The following is a 22,393-nucleotide window of genomic DNA, read 5'->3' as shown; positions in this document are numbered from 1 at the left end:
TCGCAAGCTAACCACCAGCCCGCAGCAAAGCCAGTCCCGGAAAAGCTGAAAGTCGTGGAGTATGAAAGACCTAGTTGGCCTGACGTGCATCGCCCGGCGCCATGCCGTAGACGCTGCGGAAAACGCGATAGAAGGTCGCAAGGCTTTCAAAGCCGCAGGCATAGGCCACCTGCGCCACGGTCAGTTCCGGCTGCCCGACGAGAAGCCTCTGCGCTTCCCTCGCCCGCATGAGCACGAGCGTGCGGCCAAAAGTGTTTTCCGCATCTTCGAACAGCAGGTGCAGATGTCGCACCGACAGACCAAGGCTGCGGGCGACCAGGGCCGGGGTCAGGTCGATCTGGTGATATTGCTCGGCCATGATGTCGAGGGCGAGATAGCGCAGCCCGGCGCGGATGGCGCTGCGCACTTCGGGCAGGTTTTCCGCAAGGCGCCCGCGCGCCGCGAGCCCAAGCCGGGCAATGTGGACGATATCGCGCTCTGCATCTGCCGAGGCGCGCTTGTGCGTGGTCAGCACGTCCAAAAGGGCCCGCAATGGACGCAGCGCCCTCGTCCCCTCCAGGGGCCTTGCCGCAGAGAGATCGGCGATGGAGCGGCCCAGCGTCAGCTCGTCGCTGACCGGGATCTTGAGCATGCGGAAATGAAAGCCGCCATTCGTTCCCGGCGTTGCGCCATAGGGCAGGTCGGAATGGTTGATGATCATATCGCCATTGGCGATCATCTCGCTGCACCCCGAACCGGTATCGAGCCGCCCAGGCCCGCGCACCTGCAGCCCAAGACAAAGACTGTTGCCGGCGACACGCGCAATATCGGCCTCGGTGCGGCGAATGGTGTAGGCGGACGCCGCTATCTCCGAGACAATCGCCGCGCCGAATTTTTCAGCGCGAAACGACCCTGCAAAGGCAGCACGCCGTTCTGCCGGCAATTCGATCGTGACGCCGAAAAGGTCCCTGCTGCGAACCTCGCGCCACTGCTCGAAGCGGTCCCCGGGGGCCACGTCATCGGTCGAAAAACTCAGCATTTCTTTGGCCCCTCCCCTCCATGGCCCGCATGGAACTGGATTTGAGCCAAAAGGTCAACTTTTAGCTATTTTCTCGCACTGGCCTAGTCTTCGGTCCGGCTCGCGCTGGTGCGATCACGCTCAAAATGCCGGTCGAGCGGCAAGGGCGGCAACCAGGCTTCGCGGCGAATGGTCCAGAGTTCATAAGTGGGCCGGAACTGATCGGGCGCATCGAGCGAGCCGAGATTGATTTCCACCTCGTCGCCGCTCAGCGAAAAGACCGACGAACCGCAGCGCGGGCAGAAGCAGCGCCCAAGATAGTCGCCCACCTCTCCCGAAATCGTCACGGCCGCTTCGGGGAAGATGGCCGAGGCATGAAACAGCGCGCCATGGTGCTTGCGGCAATCCATGCAGTGGCAAATGCCGACCCGAAAGGGGCGTCCCGTGGCCACGAACCGCACAGCACCGCAAAGACACCCGCCAGCAACCTCCTCCATGGCCTAGCTCCCTTCAAGACAGAGATCGCGAAACGCCTTCACCGCCGCCGAGGGCCGGCGTTCGCGATGGTAGAGCAGGCTAAAATTGCGCTGTGGCAATTCAAAGGGCAGGATCGACAGGCGCCCCGCGGCAACAAAGGGCGCCACGACCATTTCGGACAGGGCGGCCGCGCAATCGCTGTTGAGAACGGCGTTGAGGACGGCCTCATTGGTCGGCAGCGCCAGGGCGACATCCAGCGTTGCCGGATCGACACCGAGTTTTGCCACGCCCGCCTCGAACTCCGCTCGCGTTCCAGAACCGGGCTCCCGCATGATCCAGCGGTAGTCGGAAAAGCGCGGTCGCGCGAGGGCTACTGACGGCACGGAAACGGCGACCAGCCGATCTCGCCCAATCGGGCGGGTGGCGAGCACGGGCACATCGACATGGCCTTCAACAATGCCCAGTTCGGCCGCGCCCGAAATGACCGCTTCAGCCACGTCATTGGTGTTGGCCGCAGAAAAATTGACCGCGATCCCCGGATAGCTTGATGCAAAGGCAAGGAGGCGCGCGGGCAGCCAATAGTTCGCCACCGTCTGGCTCGCCATGACGTCAAGCGTACCACGCTTGAGGCCACCGAGATCGTTGAGCGCCTGTTCGGCCTGCCGAACACGGGCCAAGGTCTGCCGCGCCTCCTCAAGAAAGGCCATGCCATCGCGGGTCAGCTCGATCCGCCGCCCGACGCGATCAAACAGCCGGACGGCGTGCACGGCTTCAAGCGCCTTGATCGCCGCGCTGGCGGCCGACGGCGTCAACCCGACCGCCGCCGCACCCTGGGTCAGGTGCTGACGCTCCGCCACGGCGATGAAGATGGCCAATTGTTCTATGGTCACGGCTTATACGGAAAAACTGCATGAAACATGCATGATTATGCGATGGATTCTAATGAATGCAAGCTTCATCCTCCACTGCATCCGCATTGGAGCAAATCATGCTACTGCTGCCGCAATTTCGGCAACTCATTCCTGGCCTGACCCTATCCATAGGCATCACCTTGCTTGCCCTTCTGGCAGAGCGCCTTCAACAGCAGGCGCTGGGCTGGGTCGTGCTCGACGGGTTGGTTATCGCCATCATGGCCGGCATCGCCGTGCACAGCCTCTTCGGGCTTGCGACACGCTTTCGTGCTGGCGTTCATTTTGCGGCCAAGACCGTACTCGAAGTGGCCATTGTCCTTCTTGGCGGCACGATCAGCGCCGGGGCCGTGCTGCAGATCGGGCCGATGGTGGTCGCGGCCATCATGCTGGTCGTCGTGCTCGCTTTGGCACTGAGCTATGGCATAGGCCGCGCCCTGGGCCTTGATGCGCGTCTTGCGACGCTCGTTGCCTGCGGCAATTCCATTTGCGGCAATTCCGCCATCATGGCGACGGCCCCCGTCATCAAGGCACCGGCAGACGATGTTGCCGCCGCCATCGCCTTCACCGCAGCGCTCGGCGTGCTGGTCGTCCTGCTGCTGCCGCTCGGCTTTACGCTCCTCGGGGTCAGCGAATGGCAATATGGCGTCATTGCCGGCCTCAGCGTCTATGCCGTGCCACAGGTCCTTGCCGCCACCGTGCCGGTCGGGGTGATGAGCACCCAGGTCGGCACCCTGGTAAAACTGATCCGCGTGCTGATGCTCGGCCCGGTCGTACTCGCCCTCGGCCTGATGCAGAAAAACCGGTCGCACAGCACGCTGCCGCTCTCGACGCTGCTGCCCTGGTTCATCCTGGGCTTCCTCGCCATGATGGGCGCGAGATCGACCGGCGTCCTCCCCGACGCCATCCTGCCCACGCTACACCGCGCCTCGGCCACGTTCACCCTGATCTCGATGGCCGCTCTCGGCCTCTCGGTCGACTTGCGCTCGGTCATCGCCTCAGGCGGCCGCGTGCTGGCCGCGGGAGCTCTTTCCATCGTAGCCCTCATCCTCCTCGCCACCGTAACCGCCCTGATCCTCGCCTAGGAGGTGTGCTTCCAGCACAAGCCAGGACGGCCAGACGGAATAAGGCCGCAAGGCTGGACTTCGATGATTTTTCTGGGAGAACTGGTGCTGCCGGACAGGATTGAATTTCGTCACGGTAGCCAGAAAAGCCCGGTTTTGCTGGGACATGAGAAGGCCGAATTGGCTGCTTGTGTATCACTCCTGAGCAGCAATGAGAAGATGCGGCGAGAGTGGGGCCGCGCCGGTCTCGGGTCACCCTCGCTGCGGTTCATCAACAGGGGCCTGCCGGGCCCGCAACGCCTCATAGAGCTGCCCTGGACCGAGGAGAACATCCCTCAGCCCCTCCCGCACCCGCTTCGACCCCAGCGCCTGCTGGCTCATGGCCTGGTGGGCGTCCATGGCGTCGATCACAGCGTCCACGATGGCCTTGGCGAGGTCCGGCGAGTTGGAGAACTGCTGCTTGGTGTTGTTCGCCGCCTGTTGCGTCAAGGTCTCAGACTGCAGCAGCTTCCCCTTGAGAACGTTGTTGACGTAGATGAGCTGGTCGTCGTCTGTCGTGCCCTGGAAGAGGTCGTTGACCTTGGCGATGATCTCCGCCAGCAGCGCCTTTTCCTTCTCCTGGATGCTGCCTGAGCCTGCCTCGTAGATGGCCTGCAGCTTCTCCCCCATGCCGCCCAGGACCAGCGGCGTCTTACCCAGGCTGGAGAGCTTGTGGTGGGTCAGCACGATCTTGGAGGTATCCACTGTCTCGCGTTGCCGACCAAACTCCAGCAGGGGGATGAGGCGGCGGAAGAAGATCGACCGGGCCTCGATGTCGGTGTTGCCGTAGTCGAAAATCTGGGACAGGAAAGTGTAGAGCCGGACATAGGCCCCCATGTCGGCGCGGAACAGCAGGAGGGCGTCCAGCTCGTCCTGAGCGTCCTTGGCACCCTTCTTGTCTTCGCGTGTCTTGGCATCGGCAAGGCGCTTCTGGGCATCCCGATAGCTTCGCAGCAGGCGGTCTGCCACCGGCATGATGGCAGCCACCAGCTCGCTCTGCTTGGCATTCGGGCTGAGCTCGGCGGTCACCACCCGGTTGACCTCATGTTCGTCGTAGTAGCCCAGGGCATCGAGCTTGGCCCTGAGGTTGAAGACCAGGTTCGGGTCCGTGACGTTCTCCAGCTCGGCGGTCTCGTGGTACGTCTTGAAGGCCGCGAGGATGTCTTCGCCGCTATTGACGAAGTCGAGCACGAAGGTGGTGTCCTTGCCGGGGTGCGCCCGGTTGAGCCGGGAAAGGGTCTGGACGGCCTGGATGCCCGCGAGACGCTTGTCCACGTACATGCCGCAAAGCAACGGCTGGTCGAAGCCGGTCTGGAACTTATTGGCCACCAGCAGGATGTGGTAGTCGGGCAGCTTGAAGGCCTCGCGGATGTCCCGCCCCTTCAGGTCCGGGTTCAGCTCCTTGCTGGCCTCCGAGAATGGCTCCTCTCCGCTCTCGGGGTCGGTAACGTCGCCTGAGAAGGCCACCAGTGTCCCAAGCTTGTAGCCCTGCTCGTCGATGTACTTCTGGATGGCCAGCTGCCAGCGGACGGCCTCGACACGGCTGCCGACCACGACCATTGCCTTAGCCCTTCCGTCGAGCAGCGACTGTACGTTGGCGCGGTAGTGCTCAACGACGACCTGGACCTTCTGGGCAATGTTGTAGGGATGCAGCCGGACCCAGCGCATCAGCGTCTTGACGGCCTCGGAACGCTCAACCTCGGTGTCGTCCAGCTCCACGCCATCATTGGCCAGCTTGAAGGCAAGGCCATAGGGCGTGTAGTTCCGCAGCACATCCAAGATGAAGCCCTCTTCGATGGCCTGTCGCATCGAATAGACGTGGAAGGCCGTGGGCAGGTTCTTGGCGCTGGCGGGCTGGCTTGGGTCTGGTCGCCGCCCGAACAGCTCCAGTGTCTTTCCCTTGGGCGTTGCCGTGAAAGCGACGTAGGTCACCCCGGTGTCGGCAGCACGAGCCGCCATCTGGGCAGCCATGATGTCTTCGGCACCGACCTCGCCACCATCCCCCAGGGTTGCCAGTTCTTCCGGGGAGAGCACTGCCTTGAGCTGGGCTGCGGTGGCGCCGGTCTGGCTGGAGTGCGCCTCGTCTGCGATGACCGCGAAGCGCTTCCCATGGGTTGCTGTGAGGCTGCGGACCTCCTCCAGCGCGAAGGGGAAGGTCTGGATAGTGCAGACCACGATCTTCTTGCCGTCAGCTAGCGCCTGGGCGAGCTGCCCGCTTTTGGCACCCGTATCGCTTTTGATGGTGGCCACCACCCCGGCGTTGCGCTCGAAGCTGAAGATGGCCTCTTGGAGCTGGCTGTCGATGACGTTGCGGTCGGACACGACAAGCACGCTGTCGAAGACCTTGCGGTCCTGGTCGTCATGCAGATCAGCCAGGAAGTGGGCAGACCAGGCGATGGAGTTGGTTTTGCCTGAGCCTGCCGAGTGCTGGATGAGGTACTTGCCCCCAGCGCCTTCTGCGAGCACGGCTGCCCGGAGCTTTCGGGTGGCATCGAGCTGGTGATAGCGCGGGAAGATGTAGCCGCTCAGGGCCTTCTTGGCATCACGCACGCCAACGGTGTAGCGCCCGAGGATTTCCAGCCAGCTATCGCGCTGCCACACCTCTTCCCAGAGGTACGCCGTGGGGTGACCAGCTGGGTTCGGCGGGTTGCCCTTGCCTCCTGCATTGCCCTTGTTGAAGGGCAGGAAGGTGGTGAGTGGACCGATGAGCTTGGTCGTCATCATCACCTCGGCATTGCTCGCGGCGAAGTGTACCAACGCGCCCCCAGGGAAGGCCAGCAGCGGCTCCGGAACCTGCCCCTTGGGGGTTGGGTGCCTGTCGAAGCGATACTGGTCCACGGCGTCCTGAACGGACTGGGTGAAGTCGGTCTTGAGCTCGACCGTGGCCATGGGCAAGCCATTGAGGAACAGGACTAGATCGATGCTGTTCTCGTTGGCCAACGAGTAGCGGACCTGGCGCACCACGCGCAAGCGGTTGGCGCCATAGCGGGCCAGGATGTCGCCGTTCATGCCCAGCGCAGGCTTGAACTGCGCGAGGCTCAGGGGTGCGCGAAGGCCGATCAGCTCGACGCCATGGCGCAGCACATCCAGCGTCCCCCGTTCATCGAGCTGCTTGCGAACCCGGTCGAGCAGCATCATCTCGGCAGCCGTGCCATGGTTCTTGGCGAGCGTTGTCCAGGCCTGCGGCTGGGTTGCCTGCACCCAGGTTGCCAGATCAGCTGGGTAGAGAGCGCGGGCGCGGTCATAGCCTGACGCATCACCCTCGGCATAGAGCCAGCCCTTGGCAGCAAGATGGCTACAGACCTCGGCCTCGAAGCTGATCTCGCGGTGGAGGGTCATACGTCAACCTCGCCATCATCGTCCAGCACCAGCGTCCAGGTCCGGCGCAATGGCAGTTCAGCGCGGATGTCCTCTGGCAGGCGATCGTACACGGTGAGGAGGTTGTCGATCAGCTCCCGTCGTCCCCAAAACCTGATCTGCAGTGACCTCAAGTTGGTCCGGGTCCGTACCGAGCTCTTGAAACCACCCCAGCTAACGATCAGGCCGTGATCTGCCTTCAACTCCGCGACGTTGCCCCGGAGCGACTGTAGCGTGGGGTCGTCAACTACGATGTTGCCGGACTTTACTTGAACCACGACGCTTGGGCTGGCCAGTCCCAACGGACCGCTGCCTGCCACGATGTCGGCACCGCCATCTGCACCGGGCGGGGACACTCGAGATTGATAACCGTGTGCTTCAAGGATGGCTGCGACCAGTCGAGTGAAGTCGTGACCGGTGAAAACCGAAGCAATCCGGCGCTCGATCTGGTCCCGCGCCAGTAGCACCAAATTGATTGGCTGGTCCGCAGCTTCGGTGCTCTCGTCGTTGGCCACGGGGCTCTTCGTTGACGAGGGCATCGCCCCATCCCCGGGGTCTTGTCCGGTCTCCAGCACGGCCTGGATACGACGCAGGGCATCATTGCGGCTGATCTCGCACACGGTCATGAACGCGCCGAAGCTGTAGAGCAGGTCTTGCTTGAAGCTGTCACGGGGCAAATCGGTTTTGAGCCACTGTACTGGTCTTGTCGGCTCGCCGTCCGGTCCTGTCGCATACGGTCCAGAGAGACGACCAATGGCGATGGTGCCGGTGGTCTTGAAGGGCGTCACGACCAAGTCGCCTGTTTCAGCCACATTGATGAACTGGTTGATCTGGGCAGCGAAGTTGCGGTGACGGTTCGGCTTGTCGTTTGGGAAGAGCTCGGCCATTTTCGCGATGAGGGCCTCGCGGTCCTTGAGGTGCGAGATGTCCTCGCTCAATCCAAAGCCGATGCGGAGCATGTTGTCCTGCAGGGTTGCAGCCTCATACTCGCCATTCTTGCCGAGCCGAACGAGCCAGAGCCGTGTCATGCAGCTACCTCACCAAGGTTGACTTGTCGCACGTCGATCTTGCCAGTGACGGCAGCGGATATGAGGGCAGCGCGGCGTTCAGAGAGGAGCGCGGTAGCGGCCGTTGCCTGGTCCAGCAGGCGATCGATCTTGCCAGTTGCGGATTGCAAGAAAGCCACCACTTCGAGTTGTTCGTTCATCGGCGGCAACGGCATCCGAAAGGCGGCTAGGTCCGGCATGTAGATGGTATTGTGGGTTGAGCCCATCATGAGCCGCGAAAACTCCGGGCGCATTGCTCTGAAAGTCCACAATAGGAAATGGTTATTCAGTTTCGGACCGCAGACCCAGTTCGCGAAGTCCTGTGTGGTGGCCATGTCGACCCCCATGATCGCTGCGAAGCCCACAGATGCAGTACGGGAGAGCATTACGGTACCAGCAGGGAGTACTCGGGCCGATGAGTTGGCCAGACCGATCTCGCTCACCTGCTCGCTGGTTTCCGTGATGACTGTTCGCCCCTCTTTCCGGACTTGCCAGATGTCGGCCAGACTGAACCAAGGCACTGTGCAGTCCTCCCACCATTCGGGGCGTGAACGGCTTGGAGTGTGCCCGCTCTCAAGTCTTGCTACCATGCGAATAGGGGTCACCACCCAATGCTCCGGCACATCGCCCAGCCACTCCAAGCCTGATGGCTTCATGCGGGCGTCCGGGTCGAGGCCTTTGATAACCGCGTGGGAGATGACGGCCTGTCGCTTCTCCTTGAGCAGTTCGATCAGCCGCCGCTGCTCCTCCACCAGAGCGTCGATCTTGCCCGTCTCTCGGTCGAGGAAGGCGGCAATGGCGACTTGTTCCGCGAGGGGAGGTTCTGGGACGGTGGTTTCTGCGAGAGGCGCAAGGTTCAACGCCCTAAAGGTCGCGCCACCTACCGAACTCTCCCATTGCGCATACGAGTCAGTGCTACGCAGCACCCAGAAATAGAATCGGGCAGAGTGGCTAGCTTCGATCGCAATGCGTGCCGTTCCCTGCGTTAAGTTAGCCCCAGACAGCTCTTCCGGAACCACCATCACTTTTCCAAAGCTCGGGCCTATCGAGCAAACTAGATCGTTGGTTTGGATTGTAGAGCGACGGTAGGCGGCAGCTATCTCTGTTGAGGTGCGCAGCACGCTGTTGATGTCCGCTACGCCTTTCTCGTCGGTCATGTCCGCTGGCCGAATGTAGGGCACCCCGCCATCAATCATCGGACCTGCCTGGACGATGCCATAAGTCACGGGTCGTGCGCTCTGAACCACCCTCTTGAGCTTAGTGTATTTCCAGCCATAGGGCAGAGAACCTAAGAAGGCGCTCATGCCGACAACTCCTCTATCATGCCGAGGATGCGGCCCGTGACCTGCTTCAACTCCGCGTCGATTTCCTCTAGCGCCCTGGGTGGTTCAAACACATAGAAGTGCCGGTTAAAGGGGATTTCGTACCCCACGTTGGTCTTGTCGTGATCAATCCAGGCATCGGGCGCATGCGGTAGCACCTCACGCTTAAAATGTGCTTCCACCTCCTCCCGTAGCGGTACGTTCTCGGTGTCCCTCAACGCGCTGTCGGCCTGGGGCTTGCCTTTGGCCTTTCCGCGTTCACCCAAGACCACCTTGCCGTTCTCGTCCCGCAAGGGTCGCTCGACGGTGATGGTGCGGTAGCCAAAGGCCTCGTTGGGTAAGATGCGCGACAGCGGCGCCAGCCTGACTTTGCCGCCCTCTGGTGCCGCTGGAGGCTGTTCACCCGCGCGAACGACAACCCGTTCAACACCCTTGCCAGCCTCGTCCAACACAGTGGCGACCTGGGCCTCGGCAAAGTCCCCGAAAAGCCTCGTCACCGTCTCGATATCGGCCTGCCCCATCTCCTTGCGCTTGGAACCTAGGCTCTTGCGCATTTTCTGCCAGAAGCCTGACGCATCGATGAGCTGGACCTTGCCCTTGCGGTGGGTTGGCTTGCGGTTAGTCAGGACCCAGACGTAGGTGGAGATGCCGGTGTTGTAGAACATGTCGGTGGGCAGGGCGATGATCGCCTCCACCAGGTCGTTCTCCAGCACGTAGCGCCTGATTTCGCTCTCCCCGCTACCCGCCCCGCCCGTGAACAGCGGCGAGCCATTGAGCACGATGCCGAAGCGGCTGCCGCCGTCCTTGGCCGGTCGCATCTTCGAGATGAGGTGCATCAGGAACAGCAGCGAGCCATCGGACACCCTGGGCAGCCCCGGCCCGAACCGACCGTTGTAGCCCTGCTGCTCGGCTTCGCGCCGGACCTCTTTCTCGACCTTCTTCCACTCCACACCGAACGGTGGGTTGGACAGCATGTAGTCGAACTTCTTGTCCGCATGCCCATCGTCCGACAGCGTGTTGCCGAAGGTGATGTTGGACACATCCTGCCCCTTGATCAGCATGTCCGCCTTGCAGATGGCGTAACTCTCGGCGTTCAGTTCCTGCCCGTGCATGACCAGCCGCGCCTGGTCGTTGTGATCGATGAGGTACTCACCAGCGACCGACAGCATGCCGCCTGTGCCCGCCGTGGGGTCGTAGATGGAGCGCACCACGCCGGGCTTGGTCAGGACATCGTCGTCTTCCACGAACAGCAGGTTGACCATCAGGCTGATCACCTCACGCGGGGTGAAGTGCTCGCCAGCCGTCTCGTTGCTGAGTTCGGCGAACTTGCGGATGAGCTCCTCGAAGATCAGGCCCATCTGGTGGTTGTCCACCTTCTTAGGGTGGAGGTCGACGCGAGCGAACTTCTCCGTCACTTGGTAGAGCAGCCCGGCCTTGGCCAGCCGGTCCACCTGAGAGGCGAACTCGAACCGCTCGAAGATGTCCCGCACCTCCAGGGAGAAGGCCTGGATGTAGGTGTAGAGGTTCTGGGCAATGTTGTCCTGGTCACCGATCAGCGTGGGCAGGTCGAGCTTGGCGCTGTTGTAGAAGGTCTGCCCGGCCTTGCGCAGCAGAAACGGCTCGACGTTGATGCCCTTGCCGTCCCGCGCCGCGAACTCGTCCAGCACAGCCTGCTTGGTCGGCTCCAGCACACAGTCGAGGCGACGCAGCACGGTGAAGGGCAGGATGACCTTGCCGTAGTCTGACTGCCTGAAATCCCCCCGTAGCAGGTCAGCAACCGACCAAATGAGCGATGATAGTGCCTGCTGGTTCACGCCGTTTTCCCTTTTTGCCCAATGCCCACGCCATTCTATCGCCTACAGGTTTACGAGACCTGTGGCTCCTTGACGGCTTCGATGCTTGACGCAAATCCCTTTTGATCGGTCTTCATGATCAGCGCGCCCGCCTGCTCAAGCTCGAAGTGAACCCTGAGGCGTTCGACCAACTGCTCATAACCTCGCAGCAGTGCGAGGCAGAGCAAGGTCGCCGCATGACCAACACGCTCATCCTTGACGCTGAAAAGTCGAGGCTGCTTGATCCACATCAGCTCGTTGCGGCCGTGAAAACAGTCGGTGAGTAACGCATCCGAGAACTCGGGTGAGAACCCAGGCCGAAGCCAGGAGTGATCAATGGTCGGCTCCCACGCCACTTTCAGGTTCCCGAGTTGGTTTCTCCAAGTGCAAAGGCGGAGCCTTGGCCGCTCCACGAGCCAGTCCTTTTTGTCGAGGATGTAGCCGAGGTTGCGCGACGGACTGATGCAGTTCTCATACACGTTGTGGTGGAGCGTGTAGTACCAGCCGGGTGGCTCTAGCCCCCCGACTACACGGTCTGCAAGTTGCTGAAGTTCTTTTGGGTTTGTGGTCGATGTCTCAATCATATGAATGCTTTAGGTTGGTTACGCCCGCTTGCCAAGATGCAGACCCGAGTTGGTAGATGCCGCAAAAACAACAGACACCCCTCCTCAGGCAGGCGCACTTGTTCGATGTGCGTCGATGCGTTGAACAGCGGAAACCCCGATGCCCAGCGACTTCGCAACCTTGACCACGCCTATCCCCTCGGCACGAAGAGCCCGGACCTTGGCCTCAATCTCACCCGAGAGCGTTGGCCTGCCCAGCTTCTTGCCTTGAGATTTGGCTCGCGAGAGGCCTGCATTGACCCGCTCTTGGATCATCGCCCGCTCGAACTCCGCGAAGACCGCCATCATTCCGAACAGGGCACGACCAGAGGGCGTAGTGGTGTCGAGAGCTTGCTGGTGCAGGTAGAGGTCAGCGCCATGGCCCTTGAGGTCCTCAAGGAAGCTCACCAGGTCCTGCATCGACCTGCCGAGGCGGTCCACTGACCATGCGGCGACCAGGTCCACCTCTCGCCTCGCCACGGCTTTGAGGAGAGCATCATAGGCCGGGCGCTTCTCGCGGCCCTTGGCGCCAGAGACCCCTGCATCCTCGAACACCTGCACCACGTCCCAGCCAGCCCGTTGCGCGACCACTTCAAGCTCGCGGCGCTGGTTCTCAGTGGTCTGCTCCTTGGTGGAGACGCGAAGGTAGATGGCTACCCGCTTGGTCATGGTAAGGCTCCAGTGCTCAAGGGCATACCGAATACAAGTGATTTCGGTATGCTGTCAAGTCGCGAGGATGCCCCCTGCATTTGCTGGCTTTCTGGTGACCATTTCTGGAGGGGTTTTCGGTATAGGTGAACGGACAGCGAGAAAGACGACCCGATGATACCAGAAGCGGCAGGGGCAACCCCCTATGGCATCTTCCTGCTGGCGGATGCCTATCTCGACGCTGCGAGCCTCGCCGCGAACGAACCACGGCTGTACTCACAAGGTCCCACCCGCCTCCTGAGCTACCATGCTGCCGAGCTGTTCCTGAAAACCTACATGCGGTCGGCAGGGGAGACCATCGACAGCCTTCGTGCCCACGGCCATGATCTGCACAGCATGCTCACACGCGCTGGAGAACTCGGCCTTGAGGTGCCGCCGCAGATCATCGCGCAGGCCAACAAGATGAAGCGGAAAAACGACTACGTCCGGGTGCGGTACGTGGTGGTCGAGGAGAAGTCGGACATCTCACCAGCTAGTGTCCTCCGGTTCACCACCACCATCAAGGAATGCGTGTGCGCTGCCCTAAACATGGATGAGCAAGGCGTGCCGAAGGGCAAGCATTGGCTCGGACTGCTACCATCGGACTACCCCCGCAACAATTCGAGGAGGCAGGAGACCGAGGGGGACTGAGGAGGGCCACGGGGGTAAATCCCCCGCAGCCTTGTTGATCCTGCCGCCTCGGATTTTTGCGGCAAAAACATCCCAGGGCCGGTCGGCCTATCCAAAATGGACAGCCTAGTGATTGGACATATGGGCAGGGTCAGAAGTCCACGCCATCCATGTCCTCCATGCCGAAATCATCCTGTTCACCGAAAATGCAGTCCTCCTCGGCAAGGTGCCCTCGCAGCTCCCGATAGACCTCGGGCAGCTTTCGACCGAAGTAGATGGCAAATGCCTGAGCAGCTATCTCGGGGTGCTTTGCGAGCCACATGCCGAACTTGCTCCGCAGACCCTCGGCACCTCGTTCGGCCTGCTGCTGAACCCATAGATCGCGCTCGTCGTCGTTCATCGCCGGGCGGGATGTCCCCTTCCATGCCTTCTGAGCCAGGAACCATGTGGGTTGGTCCATCGCGGCATCCCCCAGCTCACGCACTGCCACACGCATGTTGCCGATTTGGCCGAGAGACACCCCCGATGCCTGAGCGATGTCGCGCTTGGAATAGAGCCGGGTGAGGACCAGTCGCCAGGCGCAGGTCTGCCGTTGCGGACCATCCATCTGGATTGAAGCCTGCGCATTGCACCGGACGGCCTCCAGTAGCGCCTCGGGAGGCGTCCCGGGGAAATACCGAACCGGCACTGGAGGAGCGCCCTTAACCCGCCCGTAGGCTTCAAGCCGGTGGTGCCCGTCAACAACGATGGTCGCGTCCGCGATCTGGATGACCAAGATCGGCTCCAGGTCAAAGCCAGCCTGTAGGGCCTTGCACATGACCCCGACCTGGTACTCGGACCAGTCCTTCCCTCTCGTGTAGAAGACTTCGGGTATCACTTTGATCGAAGCACGGGGCAGGGTCTTTGGCAGATCACCAGCATCGCCTGAGGCTTCATGCTGAATGGTGAGCTGCTGCAGCGCCTCGGCAAGTTCACTCTGCTGTGGGGTGTCGTCGGCGGTGGAAATGATGATGTCGTTCATGGTCGTGTCCTGCGGTTGTTGCATGCGAATGGGCCTCGGGATGAACCCGAAGCCTTCGCTGGTGTCGTCGTGATGGATGGTCAGGCCCGGCTGCCCTTAAGCATCCGGTCGATTGCCTTGTTGGCGAGCTGGTCGGCGGTCTCATTACCTTGGTGGCCTGCATGGCCCCGGACCCACTCCCAGGTCACCGCACGGTCACCCATGGCAGCGATCAGGACTTCCCATAGCTCGCGGTTCTTCACCGGCTTGCCATCGGGCTTGCGCCAGTTCTTGGCCACCCAGCCGTGCCGCCACTCGTTCATGCCGTTGATGACGTATTGGCTGTCCGACTGGACCAATGCGGGCACATCATTCGCCGGAAGACAGGCCAGCGCCTTGATGGCGGCTGTCAGTTCCATCTCATTGTTGGTGGTGTGCGGCTTCGCACCTGACACGGTCTTCGTCCGGGGAAGCCTGTCCACGTCGAAGGACGTGAGGATGGCACCCCAGCCTCCTGGACCAGGATTGCCACGGCAGGCCCCGTCAGTCGCCACCACATAGCGGCGAGCGGGGGCGATGTTGGTGAGGGCGATAGTCGTGTCGATAATTTCGGTCATGATGTTCCTGCGGATGCCGCAATGCAAAAGGCTCCCGGTGGTGTGCCGGAAGCCGTTGCGGTGGGTGGATGATGATTGGAGCCTTCTGCCCTTACTGTGAGGGGTAATCGCCTGCCCTCTACTGTGGGTGGCAATTGAGCCGTTCCGTGGCTCCTATAGTGAGGGGTGATCGGCCAGGCTCTCCTAGGGTGAGGGAAGATCGATCACAGTCTCCTATAGTGGGTGGTGATCGACTAGGTTCTCCTAGGGTGGGTGGTGATTGATGGCTTGGCTTGGCTCAGCTCAGCATGTCGAACCATTCCCAGCCAAGCCGCACCTAACCAACAGCCACCTTGATGAGCCACGCCGGGCACGAGCATGCGACCGCCAATGTGCCCTCTAGGCTCACTTGGCTCTTGGCTTCCGTAGCCGGACAGGTGGACGGGGCGGCAGTGCGCTCTTGAGCGCCTGAGGACGAACCGGTTCGAGGGTTGGCCTCCAGTCACTTGCCTTCACGTCGAAGCGGGGGAGCTTGTTGATCTCTGCGTCCAATACCTCGGGCGACCAGTCGCCGTAGCCCTCTCGGGCATCGGTTTGGGACCGGCTGCCCATCATGTAGTCGCGGGCTTCCTTATCCATCCGGTGGGTACGGCTCAGGGTCGTGAAAGAATGCCGCCAGGCATGGCTAGGTCTGTTCCCTGGGGCAGCTATGCCTACTTCATCCCTGACCCATTCGGCTATCTTGTCGCCCGCGCTCTTTGCCCGGTGGTCAGACAGGGACTTGAGGTCGGTTCCCTCGGGGTACGGCGTGTAGAAGGCTGGCCCATCGCCGATGGCCCGAAACATGTCGAGCAAGCCCAACTCAATGAGATGCGAGTGGATGCCGGTGGTCCAGGCATTCTTGCCCTTGGTGCTGCCGTCGTCAGGCGTGATCAACAAGTAGGGAATGCCGTTCTCTTCACGCAGGTGCCTGCCCTGAAACTGCGTGACCTCGGTCACTCGAAGGCCTGTGTACGCGCAAATCCACGGCACCCAGAAGATGGCTCGTTGGTATGGGATGGCGAGGTCTTTCGAGGAACCACGGAACGTCGCCATCAGGATGGTCTGGGCTTGTTCCGCGCTGTAACCCTTTGAGCCAGACGGCGCAGGGGCATCGCGTTCGTCTCGTATGTTGGCCGCGACGTTCAGCGCGAGATCAAATTCCTTGACGCCGTGGTTCAGCGCGACCTTGAGGCTAGTGAGGTACTGATCGTTGATAGTCTTTTTAGCCAGGCCTCGCCCTATCAGCGCATCACGCCAGCGCCGTGCGTCGTCCTTGGTGATGCGTCTGACGTCCTCGTGCCCAATGAAAGCGATGAAGTCCTTCAGGCAGCCACGGTACTTGTCGAAGGTGTCGTCCTTCTTGGTTTGCGTCCGCTGCTTGTGAGCCAACAGACCGGTAAGGGTATTAGGGTCGTCGCTACTGCTCAGCGCGACCTTGGCTTTCGCTCCCAGAGGTTTCATGACTTCAACTGGAGGGAACCGCTGCTCTACGGTGTCAGGGCCGTAGTCGCCGTTCGCACGGCGCAAAAGAAGCGCGGCAGCTTCCTGCATAGCAATCGCGGTCTGCTCGAGCAGTCTTCTGCGGCTATCATCATCAATCTGGAGGTGATGGTTGGCCAGTGCGAGATCGACAAACGGGCCAAAGCGTTTCTCCATCCCATGCTCGCGACCGATGTAGAGGGTTTTCCCCGCCATCGTCCGAGCGTTTTCCTGGGTGACCTTCGACCAGATGGCAGCGTCGCCCGGTTCGTCCTCTGCCCCCTTGAACATCCCATAGACCTCACCGGCCAATGCCACGACCTGCCGCTGGGTCAGCCGCGTCTGGCCGTCAATCAGACTTTGCCAGATGAGATCGAACTGGAACTGAACGTCTCCGCTCCTGATCTTCGCCTTCGACACCTCTTTGGTGTCGAGCGAGACGGTGAGGTGCGAGCCGATCTTTGGGCGAGAGGTTCTGCCCTCGATCGTCACTGAAACGACTTTTCCTTTCGCTCTGCTGCCGAGCGAACTCGGGACACGCTGGCGATACCAGTAGACGCCGGTCTTGGGGTGCTTGTAGGGACGAGGCATAGAAAGGACCATGAGGACCACCTGTGTGTATCACTGGCGGCTTCTGAAGCCCTAGCAAAACCAGATACTTCTGGCAAATCAACGAGATGGACTGGTGCTGCCGGACAGGATTGAACTGTCGGCCTCTCCCTTACCAAGGGAGTGCTCTACCACTGAGCTACGGCAGCATCGTAAAGGGCGCCTGCAGGTTTCCGCGGCGACGGGCGCTCTACTGCCATAGGGATTCTCTCGACGCAAGCGCAAAAACCGCCTATCAACTCCTCCTGTGAATCACCGATAGCCAGGAAGGCGATGAGTAAGTCGAACGAAGCTACTGCCCGCGAGCAAAGATTAGCCGCAAAGCTTCGCGAGAACCTCAAGCGTCGAAAGGATCAGGCCAGGGCTCGCGCTGCCCGGGATGATGCTCCGGCACCCGAAACGATCGCGGTCAAGAAACCGTAAATCATTTTCGGGCGTATTCAGGAACGTCACATATTCGCATGAGCGCGGCTGGTCTGGCTTACGTGGCAACGAAGACCTCGCCTACCTCCTCCACAGGTAGAAGGCCCAATTGGGCCGGTTCAGAGGAACCATTTCATGGATCGTATTCGTTTGGTCGGCGGCAATCCGCTCAACGGGGATATCGTCATTTCGGGCGCCAAGAATGCCGCCCTGCCCCTGATGATCGCTTCGCTGCTCACCGATGAGCCACTGGTGCTCACCAATGTTCCCCGTCTTGCCGACGTCAAGCAGCTCGAGCGCATTCTCGAGAATCACGGCGTCGATATCGCCGTGCACGGCCGCCGTCGCGGCGAATCGGATGGCGTCGGCCAGCGCATGACCTTTCATGCCGCCGATATCGTCGATACCACCGCGCCCTATGATCTTGTCTCAAAAATGCGCGCCAGCTTCTGGGTCATCGGGCCGCTGCTCGCCCGCTGCCATGAGGCCCGCGTGTCTCTGCCCGGTGGTTGCGCCATCGGCACGCGTCCGGTCGATCTCTTTCTCTTTGGCCTCAAAGAACTCGGCGCCGAGATCGATATCGACGAGGGCTATGTGGTGGCCCGCGCGCCCAAGGGCGGTCTCATTGGCAGTCGTATCGTGTTCCCAAAAGTTTCGGTGGGCGCGACCCACACGTTGCTGATGGCGGCGACCCTCGCCAAGGGCACGACCGTCATTGAGAACGCGGCGCAGGAGCCGGAAATCACCAATGTCGCCGAATGCCTGGTCGCCATGGGCGCCAAGATTTCGGGCATTGGCACCAGGACGCTGACCATTGAAGGCGTCGAAAAGCTGCATGGCGCTAGCGTGGAAGTCATTCCCGACCGCATCGAGACCGGCACCTTTGCCATGGCTGCGGCCATGACCGGCGGCGATGTGCTGCTGCGCGGCGCCCGGGCCGAGCATCTGCAATCGGCGCTCGATATTTTGGCCCGCACTGGCGTTGATCTGACCACGGAAGCCGACGGCATCCGCGTCAAGCGCAATGGCAATGGCATTCAGCCCGTCGATATCGAAACCCATCCGTTCCCGGGCTTCCCGACCGACTTGCAGGCCCAGTTCATGGCGCTGATGACCATGAGCCAGGGCACGAGCCATGTGCGCGAGACCATCTTTGAAAACCGCTACATGCACGTAGCCGAGCTCGCCCGCTTTGGTGCCGACATTGCCGTCGACGGCCAGGTGGCGACGATCCAGGGCAAGTCGCAGCTCAAGGGCGCGCAGGTGATGGCGACGGATCTTCGCGCTTCGGTATCGCTGGTGATTGCCGGCCTTGCCGCCAAGGGCGAAACCATCGTCAACCGCATCTATCACCTCGACCGCGGCTTTGAGCGGCTCGAAGACAAGCTCTCGCGCTGCGGCGCGGAGATTGAGCGGCTGGCTGGTTAATCCAACAAAATGGCAAAAGAGGCCCGGTGCTTGCGCCGGGCCTTTTTGTTTTAGTCGAGTGTCTGCCGATAGCGCAGCATGGCGACAACCGTGATCACCAGCACGATCACGCCGAGCGCGGTCAGCTCAGCGGTCACATCGAATGTCCCGGCGCCCTTCAGCATCACCTTGCGAATGAGCCGGATGAAATGCGTCGCCGGCACGCCGGTGCCGATAGCCTGCGCCCAGCCGGGCATGCCGGCGAAGGGGAACATGAAACCCGAGAGCAGGATCGAGGGCAGGATGGTGAAAAAGCTCAGCTGCATGGCCTGCATCTGGTTTTTCGCCACGGTGGAAATGAGAAATCCCAGCGCCAGATTGCCCAAGACGAAAAGATTGAAGCCGAAGAAGAAGGCCGTGAACGTGCCGGTGAACGGCACCTGGAACACGGCGAAGGCGGCGACGAGGAAGACCGCGGTCTGCACATAGCCAACGAAAACATAGGGCAGGATTTTGCCCAGCATTACCTCCAGCGGCGTCACCGGGGTGGAGATCAGCATTTCCATCGTGCCACGCTCGCGCTCCTTCACGATGGCGACGGCGGTGATCATCACCATGGTCATGGAGAGGATGATGGCGAGCAGACCCGGCACGATATTGGTCGATGTCTTGCCCTCGGGATTGTATTGCCGGTGGACGATCACTTCAAAGGGCAGCGGCGCGCCGGCTGCGGGCGACAGGGGCCCAGTGAGCGTCTGGGCAATGGCGCCATTGACGATGCCGCTCATGGCCGCCGCAGCGCCGCTGACGGCCGAAGGGTCGGAAGCATCGGCGGCGATCAGAAGATTTGGCCGGAGACCGCGCACGACGTCGCGCTCGAAATCGGCTGGGATGACGACGACGAAATTCGCCTCGCCCCGCCGCAGCGCTTCTTCGCCGGCATCGGGCCCGCGCACCTGGCCGATGAAGTCGAAATAGCCCGAGGTATCCATGCCCGCGAGCAGCGCCCGGGTCAGGGGCCCGTCATCATTGACCTCCACCAGCGTCGGCAGGTGTCGGGGGTCGGCATTGATGGCAAAGCCGAAAAGCATAAGCTGGATGATGGGCAGCCCGATCATCATGCCGAAGGTGACGCGGTCGCGCCGCATCTGGATGAACTCTTTCCAGAGCACGGCGACGAAGCGGCTCAATGAGAAGCGCAGGTTCATGCCGCGTCACGCGAGAAATTATCCCGCGCCCCCGCCATGAGATAGATGAAGGCCTCTTCCAGCCCCGCCGGCACCTCGCTCCATCGCTGTCTTTTGTCACTTTGGAATTTTTTCACCGTGGCCGCCAAAGCCGCAGCGTCCGTGCCGGAGACATGCAGCGCCGAGCCGAAGCGGGCTACCTGGTCGACGCCCGGCTGGTCTTTCAACTGCTCTTCCAGCGCCACCAGTTCCGGCCCTTCGGCCCGCCAGGTGGTCAGCCCCACCATGGTCGGGATTTCGGTCGCCCGCCCGTCGATCAGCTTTTTGCCATAGGCGATATAGGTGATAAAATCGCACTGGATGGCCTCGTCCATGTAGTGCGTCGACACCAGCACCGTCACGCCAGCCTTGGACAGCCGCCGGATCTCATCCCAGAAATCGCGCCGTGCCTTGGGATCGACGCCGGCCGTCGGCTCGTCGAGCAGCAGCAGTTTGGGATCGTGGATGAGACAAGCCGCCAGCGCCAGCCGCTGCTTCCAGCCGCCCGAGAGCGTGCCGGCCAATTGCCCTGCCCGGTCGACCAGTCCCAGATCAGCCAATGCGCCATCGACACGGCTCTTCCGGTTCTTCACCCCATACATTCGCGCCACGAAATCGAGGTTCTCGCGGATGGTCAGGTCTTCATAGAGGCTGAATTTCTGGGTCATGTAGCCCACCTCAGCCTTGATCCTCCCCGCCTCGCGCCGAACGTCAAAACCAAGACACTGCCCCTCGCCCTCGTCGGGCAGCAGCAGGCCGCAAAGCATGCGGATGGTCGTGGTCTTGCCCGACCCATTGGGCCCCAAAAACCCATAAATGGCGCCCTTGGGCACGGCGATGTCGAAATGATCGACCACCGTCTTGTCGCCAAAACGCTTGGTCAGCCCGCGCACGTCGATGACGCGTTCTTCGTTCATGGCAGCACGGTGACCGGCTGGCCCGGCTGCAGCTTTGCCGCATCATCAAGCCGCGCTTCGACGAGATAGACGAGCCGGCTGCGCTCCTCGGTCGAATAGATCACCGGTGGCGTCGTCTGCGCCTCGCTCGCGATATGCACCACGGTCGCTGCCATATCGGCGCAGCCATCGCAGGTGACGGTCACTGCCTGCCCGACGGAAAGGCTCGACCGCGCCGTCTCTGGTACGAAGAACCGCGCCTCAAGCGCCTTGTCCGGCAGAATGGAGGCAATCGGGGTCCCCACGGCCGCCACTTCGCCCACGGCATAATAGAGTTTTTCAATGACGCCTGCGGCCGGCGCATGCACTTGCCGTTCGGAGAGATTTATCCGCGCCCCTTGAGCATCGGCCTCTGCCGCGGCGAGATTGGCCTCCGCCGCCACCTGCTGACCCGAGCGCGCCGGCAGTTCGGCCACCGCCAGTTGCGCCTTCAATTGGCTCACCTGCGCCTCGGCCGACGCCACCGCATTGCTGTCCACCTCGACCTTGGCCGCCGAAACCGTGCCCGCTTTTTCAAGCTGCTCGCTGCGCGTGAGATTTGTCCGCGCCAGCCCCAGATCCGCCTCGGCCTTGCTCAGCGAAGCGCGGATGACATCGAGTTCTTCGCTGCGGCTGCCGGTCTCGAGATTTTCGAGCGTCGCCCGCGCCGCCGCCACGCGCGCCTCGGCCGCCGACAGCAGGGCCTGCTGCTGGCTCTGATCGAGCACGAGCAAGAGGTCGCCTGCGCTCACCGACTGGCCTTCGGCCACCGCGATTTCCGTGATCCGTCCCGCGCTCACCGGCGCGACATAGACATAGTCGGCCTCGATATAGCCGGTGAAGCCAGTGGGCCCGGCATCGTGCGCGAAGAAGGCGAGAACGGCCGCCAACAGACCGCCGAAAAAGTCGCTCATGGCGTCTCCTCTCCGCCCGCAGGCGAAATGCCGTGAAACAGGATATCGAGGTGGTTTTCCACCAGCCGGTCGAGCGCCAGCCCTTCTTCCGGCCGCATGCCGAAAACTTCGCTCAGCGCCACATGGGCCACGATGGGCCCGACAATGGAGCGCACGGTCATTTCCGGATCGATTTTTCGCAACTGCCCCGAAGCGACGCCGCGCGCCACCAGCGCCGTCAGCGCCGGGATCACCTTGCCCAGCACCTCGCGGCGATAGAGTTCGGCAATGGCCGGAAAATTCATGATCTCGCGCAGGATCAGCCGCGGCACCGCGAGATTATTGGGATCAGAAAGCAGATTTTGCAGCGTATGCACCAGCATGGCGATGGGCAGGCGCGGATCGCCTTCGAACTGGGCCATATCCGGCACCGCCCGCTCTGCAATCGGGGCCACCGCGCGCCGCACAATGCCTTCCATCAGCGCTTCCTTGGAGGGAAAGTAGAGATAGACCGTACCCTTGGAGACGCCCGCGCGTCGCGCCACCTCGTCCACCTTGGTCGCAGCAAAGCCCTTCTCCGCGAACACAGCCAAAGCCGCATCCAGCATTTCATCCGGCCGCGCCTCGGCCCGCCGGCGGAATTTCTTGTCGGTGGTGTTCATGAGGATGATTATAACTGACTGACTGGTCAGTTATCAAGTAAATTGCACCAATCACCGACTCTTCCCTCGCCCCTTGCGGGAGAGGGACAGATTTTCTGCGTTCAGCAGAAAATCAGGGAGAGGGGTATTCTCTCCTCCGCAGAGGAGCGAGTGCTAAGAC

Annotated in this window: 19 protein-coding genes and 1 tRNA gene; 3 read left to right on the top strand and 17 right to left on the bottom strand. The window is 61.7% G+C overall.

What is annotated here, in order from left to right; genetic code table 11:
- Positions 1-70: 70 nt before the first annotated feature.
- The 3 genes from ACSQ2A_RS00630 to ACSQ2A_RS00620 form a co-directional block, all read right to left on the bottom strand.
- Positions 71-1,018 carry a helix-turn-helix transcriptional regulator gene (locus ACSQ2A_RS00630; RefSeq protein ID WP_436070673.1) on the bottom strand — a complete coding sequence of 316 codons (948 nt, stop codon included), beginning with the start codon at positions 1,016-1,018 and terminating at the stop codon, positions 71-73.
- An 83-nt stretch (positions 1,019-1,101) separates the two neighbouring features.
- Positions 1,102-1,494, bottom strand: a complete 393-nt coding sequence (locus ACSQ2A_RS00625; RefSeq protein WP_436070672.1) for a GFA family protein — start codon at positions 1,492-1,494, stop codon at positions 1,102-1,104.
- 3 nt (positions 1,495-1,497) lie between these two features.
- Positions 1,498-2,364 carry a LysR family transcriptional regulator gene (locus ACSQ2A_RS00620; protein WP_436070671.1) on the bottom strand — a complete coding sequence of 289 codons (867 nt, stop codon included), beginning with the start codon at positions 2,362-2,364 and terminating at the stop codon, positions 1,498-1,500.
- A 98-nt stretch (positions 2,365-2,462) separates the two neighbouring features.
- On the opposite strand from ACSQ2A_RS00620, the gene ACSQ2A_RS00615 reads away from it, so the two are divergent.
- Complete coding sequence (locus ACSQ2A_RS00615; RefSeq protein ID WP_436070670.1) at positions 2,463-3,467, top strand: YeiH family protein; 1,005 nt, start codon at positions 2,463-2,465, stop codon at positions 3,465-3,467.
- 231 nt (positions 3,468-3,698) lie between these two features.
- Here ACSQ2A_RS00615 and ACSQ2A_RS00610 read toward each other — a convergent pair whose 3' ends face one another.
- The 6 genes from ACSQ2A_RS00610 to ACSQ2A_RS00585 all read right to left on the bottom strand — a co-directional run bounded on the left by ACSQ2A_RS00610 (position 3,699) and on the right by ACSQ2A_RS00585 (position 12,313).
- Positions 3,699-6,824, bottom strand: coding sequence for a type I restriction endonuclease subunit R (locus ACSQ2A_RS00610; protein ID WP_436070669.1), 3,126 nt, complete (start codon positions 6,822-6,824; stop codon positions 3,699-3,701).
- Complete coding sequence (locus ACSQ2A_RS00605; protein WP_436070668.1) at positions 6,821-7,870, bottom strand: restriction endonuclease; 1,050 nt, start codon at positions 7,868-7,870, stop codon at positions 6,821-6,823. The genes ACSQ2A_RS00610 and ACSQ2A_RS00605 overlap by 4 nt, the downstream gene beginning before the upstream one ends.
- Positions 7,867-9,192, bottom strand: coding sequence for a restriction endonuclease subunit S (locus ACSQ2A_RS00600; protein WP_436070667.1), 1,326 nt, complete (start codon positions 9,190-9,192; stop codon positions 7,867-7,869). Before ACSQ2A_RS00600 ends, ACSQ2A_RS00605 begins: the two co-directional genes overlap by 4 nt.
- Entirely contained in the window at positions 9,189-11,024 is a 1,836-nt protein-coding gene (locus ACSQ2A_RS00595) for a type I restriction-modification system subunit M (protein ID WP_436070666.1), read from the bottom strand. Before ACSQ2A_RS00595 ends, ACSQ2A_RS00600 begins: the two co-directional genes overlap by 4 nt.
- 50 nt (positions 11,025-11,074) lie before the next feature.
- Positions 11,075-11,626: a hypothetical protein gene (locus tag ACSQ2A_RS00590; RefSeq protein ID WP_436070665.1), complete on the bottom strand. Its 552-nt coding sequence runs from the start codon at positions 11,624-11,626 to the stop codon at positions 11,075-11,077.
- Positions 11,627-11,710: 84 nt separating this feature from the next.
- The gene (locus tag ACSQ2A_RS00585) at positions 11,711-12,313 is read right to left on the bottom strand and encodes a recombinase family protein (RefSeq protein ID WP_436070664.1); all 603 of its coding nucleotides are present in this window, start codon (positions 12,311-12,313) and stop codon (positions 11,711-11,713) included.
- 153 nt (positions 12,314-12,466) lie between these two features.
- On the opposite strand from ACSQ2A_RS00585, the gene ACSQ2A_RS00580 reads away from it, so the two are divergent.
- Positions 12,467-12,982, top strand: a complete 516-nt coding sequence (locus ACSQ2A_RS00580) for a hypothetical protein (RefSeq protein ID WP_436070663.1) — start codon at positions 12,467-12,469, stop codon at positions 12,980-12,982.
- A gap of 130 nt (positions 12,983-13,112) precedes the next feature.
- On the opposite strand, the gene ACSQ2A_RS00575 is transcribed toward ACSQ2A_RS00580, so the two are convergent.
- The 4 genes from ACSQ2A_RS00575 to ACSQ2A_RS00560 all read right to left on the bottom strand — a co-directional run bounded on the left by ACSQ2A_RS00575 (position 13,113) and on the right by ACSQ2A_RS00560 (position 16,836).
- Positions 13,113-13,982 (bottom strand): ParB/RepB/Spo0J family partition protein, encoded by an 870-nt coding sequence (locus ACSQ2A_RS00575; RefSeq protein WP_436070662.1) that lies wholly within the window; start codon positions 13,980-13,982, stop codon positions 13,113-13,115.
- A gap of 80 nt (positions 13,983-14,062) precedes the next feature.
- Entirely contained in the window at positions 14,063-14,578 is a 516-nt protein-coding gene (gene rnhA / locus ACSQ2A_RS00570) for a ribonuclease HI (protein ID WP_436070661.1), read from the bottom strand.
- Between the two features lie 384 nt (positions 14,579-14,962).
- Positions 14,963-16,681, bottom strand: coding sequence for a DUF6538 domain-containing protein (locus ACSQ2A_RS00565; protein WP_436070660.1), 1,719 nt, complete (start codon positions 16,679-16,681; stop codon positions 14,963-14,965).
- Positions 16,682-16,761: 80 nt separating this feature from the next.
- Positions 16,762-16,836, bottom strand: a tRNA-Thr gene (locus ACSQ2A_RS00560).
- 409 nt (positions 16,837-17,245) lie between these two features.
- Here ACSQ2A_RS00560 and murA point away from each other — a divergent pair.
- Complete coding sequence (gene murA, locus ACSQ2A_RS00555) at positions 17,246-18,538, top strand: UDP-N-acetylglucosamine 1-carboxyvinyltransferase (protein WP_436070659.1); 1,293 nt, start codon at positions 17,246-17,248, stop codon at positions 18,536-18,538.
- Between the two features lie 50 nt (positions 18,539-18,588).
- Here the strand turns inward: murA and ACSQ2A_RS00550 are convergent, their stop codons facing one another.
- From ACSQ2A_RS00550 to ACSQ2A_RS00535, 4 genes are read right to left on the bottom strand one after another with little or no spacing between them, the layout of a single operon-like run.
- A complete protein-coding gene (locus tag ACSQ2A_RS00550) occupies positions 18,589-19,725 on the bottom strand; it encodes an ABC transporter permease (RefSeq protein WP_436070658.1) in 1,137 nt (378 codons plus the stop codon).
- Positions 19,722-20,660, bottom strand: coding sequence for an ABC transporter ATP-binding protein (locus ACSQ2A_RS00545; RefSeq protein WP_436070657.1), 939 nt, complete (start codon positions 20,658-20,660; stop codon positions 19,722-19,724). Before ACSQ2A_RS00545 ends, ACSQ2A_RS00550 begins: the two co-directional genes overlap by 4 nt.
- On the bottom strand, positions 20,657-21,592 hold the full coding sequence (locus tag ACSQ2A_RS00540; protein ID WP_436070656.1) for an HlyD family secretion protein: 936 nt from the start codon (positions 21,590-21,592) through the stop codon (positions 20,657-20,659). Before ACSQ2A_RS00540 ends, ACSQ2A_RS00545 begins: the two co-directional genes overlap by 4 nt.
- Positions 21,589-22,233 carry a TetR/AcrR family transcriptional regulator gene (locus ACSQ2A_RS00535; protein ID WP_436070655.1) on the bottom strand — a complete coding sequence of 215 codons (645 nt, stop codon included), beginning with the start codon at positions 22,231-22,233 and terminating at the stop codon, positions 21,589-21,591. The genes ACSQ2A_RS00540 and ACSQ2A_RS00535 overlap by 4 nt, the downstream gene beginning before the upstream one ends.
- Positions 22,234-22,393: the final 160 nt, after the last annotated feature.

Origin of the sequence: Devosia sp. LjRoot3, from assembly GCF_964252865.1 — a bacterium.
Classification (GTDB): Bacteria; Pseudomonadota; Alphaproteobacteria; order Rhizobiales; family Devosiaceae; genus Devosia.
The sequence above is the reverse complement of the archived record's forward strand: the minus strand, read 5'-3'. Positions and strand labels throughout refer to the sequence as shown.

What these genes read in the sequence shown, in the direction of transcription:
- ACSQ2A_RS00630 (WP_436070673.1), bottom strand. Translation starts at nt 1,018, where the DNA reads ATGCTGAGTTTTTCGACCGATGACGTGGCCCCCGGGGACCGCTTCGAG.
- ACSQ2A_RS00625 (WP_436070672.1), bottom strand. Translation starts at nt 1,494, where the DNA reads ATGGAGGAGGTTGCTGGCGGGTGTCTTTGCGGTGCTGTGCGGTTCGTG.
- ACSQ2A_RS00615 (WP_436070670.1), top strand. Translation starts at nt 2,463, where the DNA reads ATGCTACTGCTGCCGCAATTTCGGCAACTCATTCCTGGCCTGACCCTA.
- ACSQ2A_RS00610 (WP_436070669.1), bottom strand. Translation starts at nt 6,824, where the DNA reads ATGACCCTCCACCGCGAGATCAGCTTCGAGGCCGAGGTCTGTAGCCAT.
- ACSQ2A_RS00605 (WP_436070668.1), bottom strand. Translation starts at nt 7,870, where the DNA reads ATGACACGGCTCTGGCTCGTTCGGCTCGGCAAGAATGGCGAGTATGAG.
- ACSQ2A_RS00600 (WP_436070667.1), bottom strand. Translation starts at nt 9,192, where the DNA reads ATGAGCGCCTTCTTAGGTTCTCTGCCCTATGGCTGGAAATACACTAAG.
- ACSQ2A_RS00590 (WP_436070665.1), bottom strand. Translation starts at nt 11,626, where the DNA reads ATGATTGAGACATCGACCACAAACCCAAAAGAACTTCAGCAACTTGCA.
- ACSQ2A_RS00585 (WP_436070664.1), bottom strand. Translation starts at nt 12,313, where the DNA reads ATGACCAAGCGGGTAGCCATCTACCTTCGCGTCTCCACCAAGGAGCAG.
- ACSQ2A_RS00580 (WP_436070663.1), top strand. Translation starts at nt 12,467, where the DNA reads ATGATACCAGAAGCGGCAGGGGCAACCCCCTATGGCATCTTCCTGCTG.
- ACSQ2A_RS00575 (WP_436070662.1), bottom strand. Translation starts at nt 13,982, where the DNA reads ATGAACGACATCATCATTTCCACCGCCGACGACACCCCACAGCAGAGT.
- rnhA (WP_436070661.1), bottom strand. Translation starts at nt 14,578, where the DNA reads ATGACCGAAATTATCGACACGACTATCGCCCTCACCAACATCGCCCCC.
- ACSQ2A_RS00565 (WP_436070660.1), bottom strand. Translation starts at nt 16,681, where the DNA reads ATGGTCCTTTCTATGCCTCGTCCCTACAAGCACCCCAAGACCGGCGTC.
- murA (WP_436070659.1), top strand. Translation starts at nt 17,246, where the DNA reads ATGGATCGTATTCGTTTGGTCGGCGGCAATCCGCTCAACGGGGATATC.
- ACSQ2A_RS00550 (WP_436070658.1), bottom strand. Translation starts at nt 19,725, where the DNA reads ATGAACCTGCGCTTCTCATTGAGCCGCTTCGTCGCCGTGCTCTGGAAA.
- ACSQ2A_RS00545 (WP_436070657.1), bottom strand. Translation starts at nt 20,660, where the DNA reads ATGAACGAAGAACGCGTCATCGACGTGCGCGGGCTGACCAAGCGTTTT.
- ACSQ2A_RS00540 (WP_436070656.1), bottom strand. Translation starts at nt 21,592, where the DNA reads ATGAGCGACTTTTTCGGCGGTCTGTTGGCGGCCGTTCTCGCCTTCTTC.
- ACSQ2A_RS00535 (WP_436070655.1), bottom strand. Translation starts at nt 22,233, where the DNA reads ATGAACACCACCGACAAGAAATTCCGCCGGCGGGCCGAGGCGCGGCCG.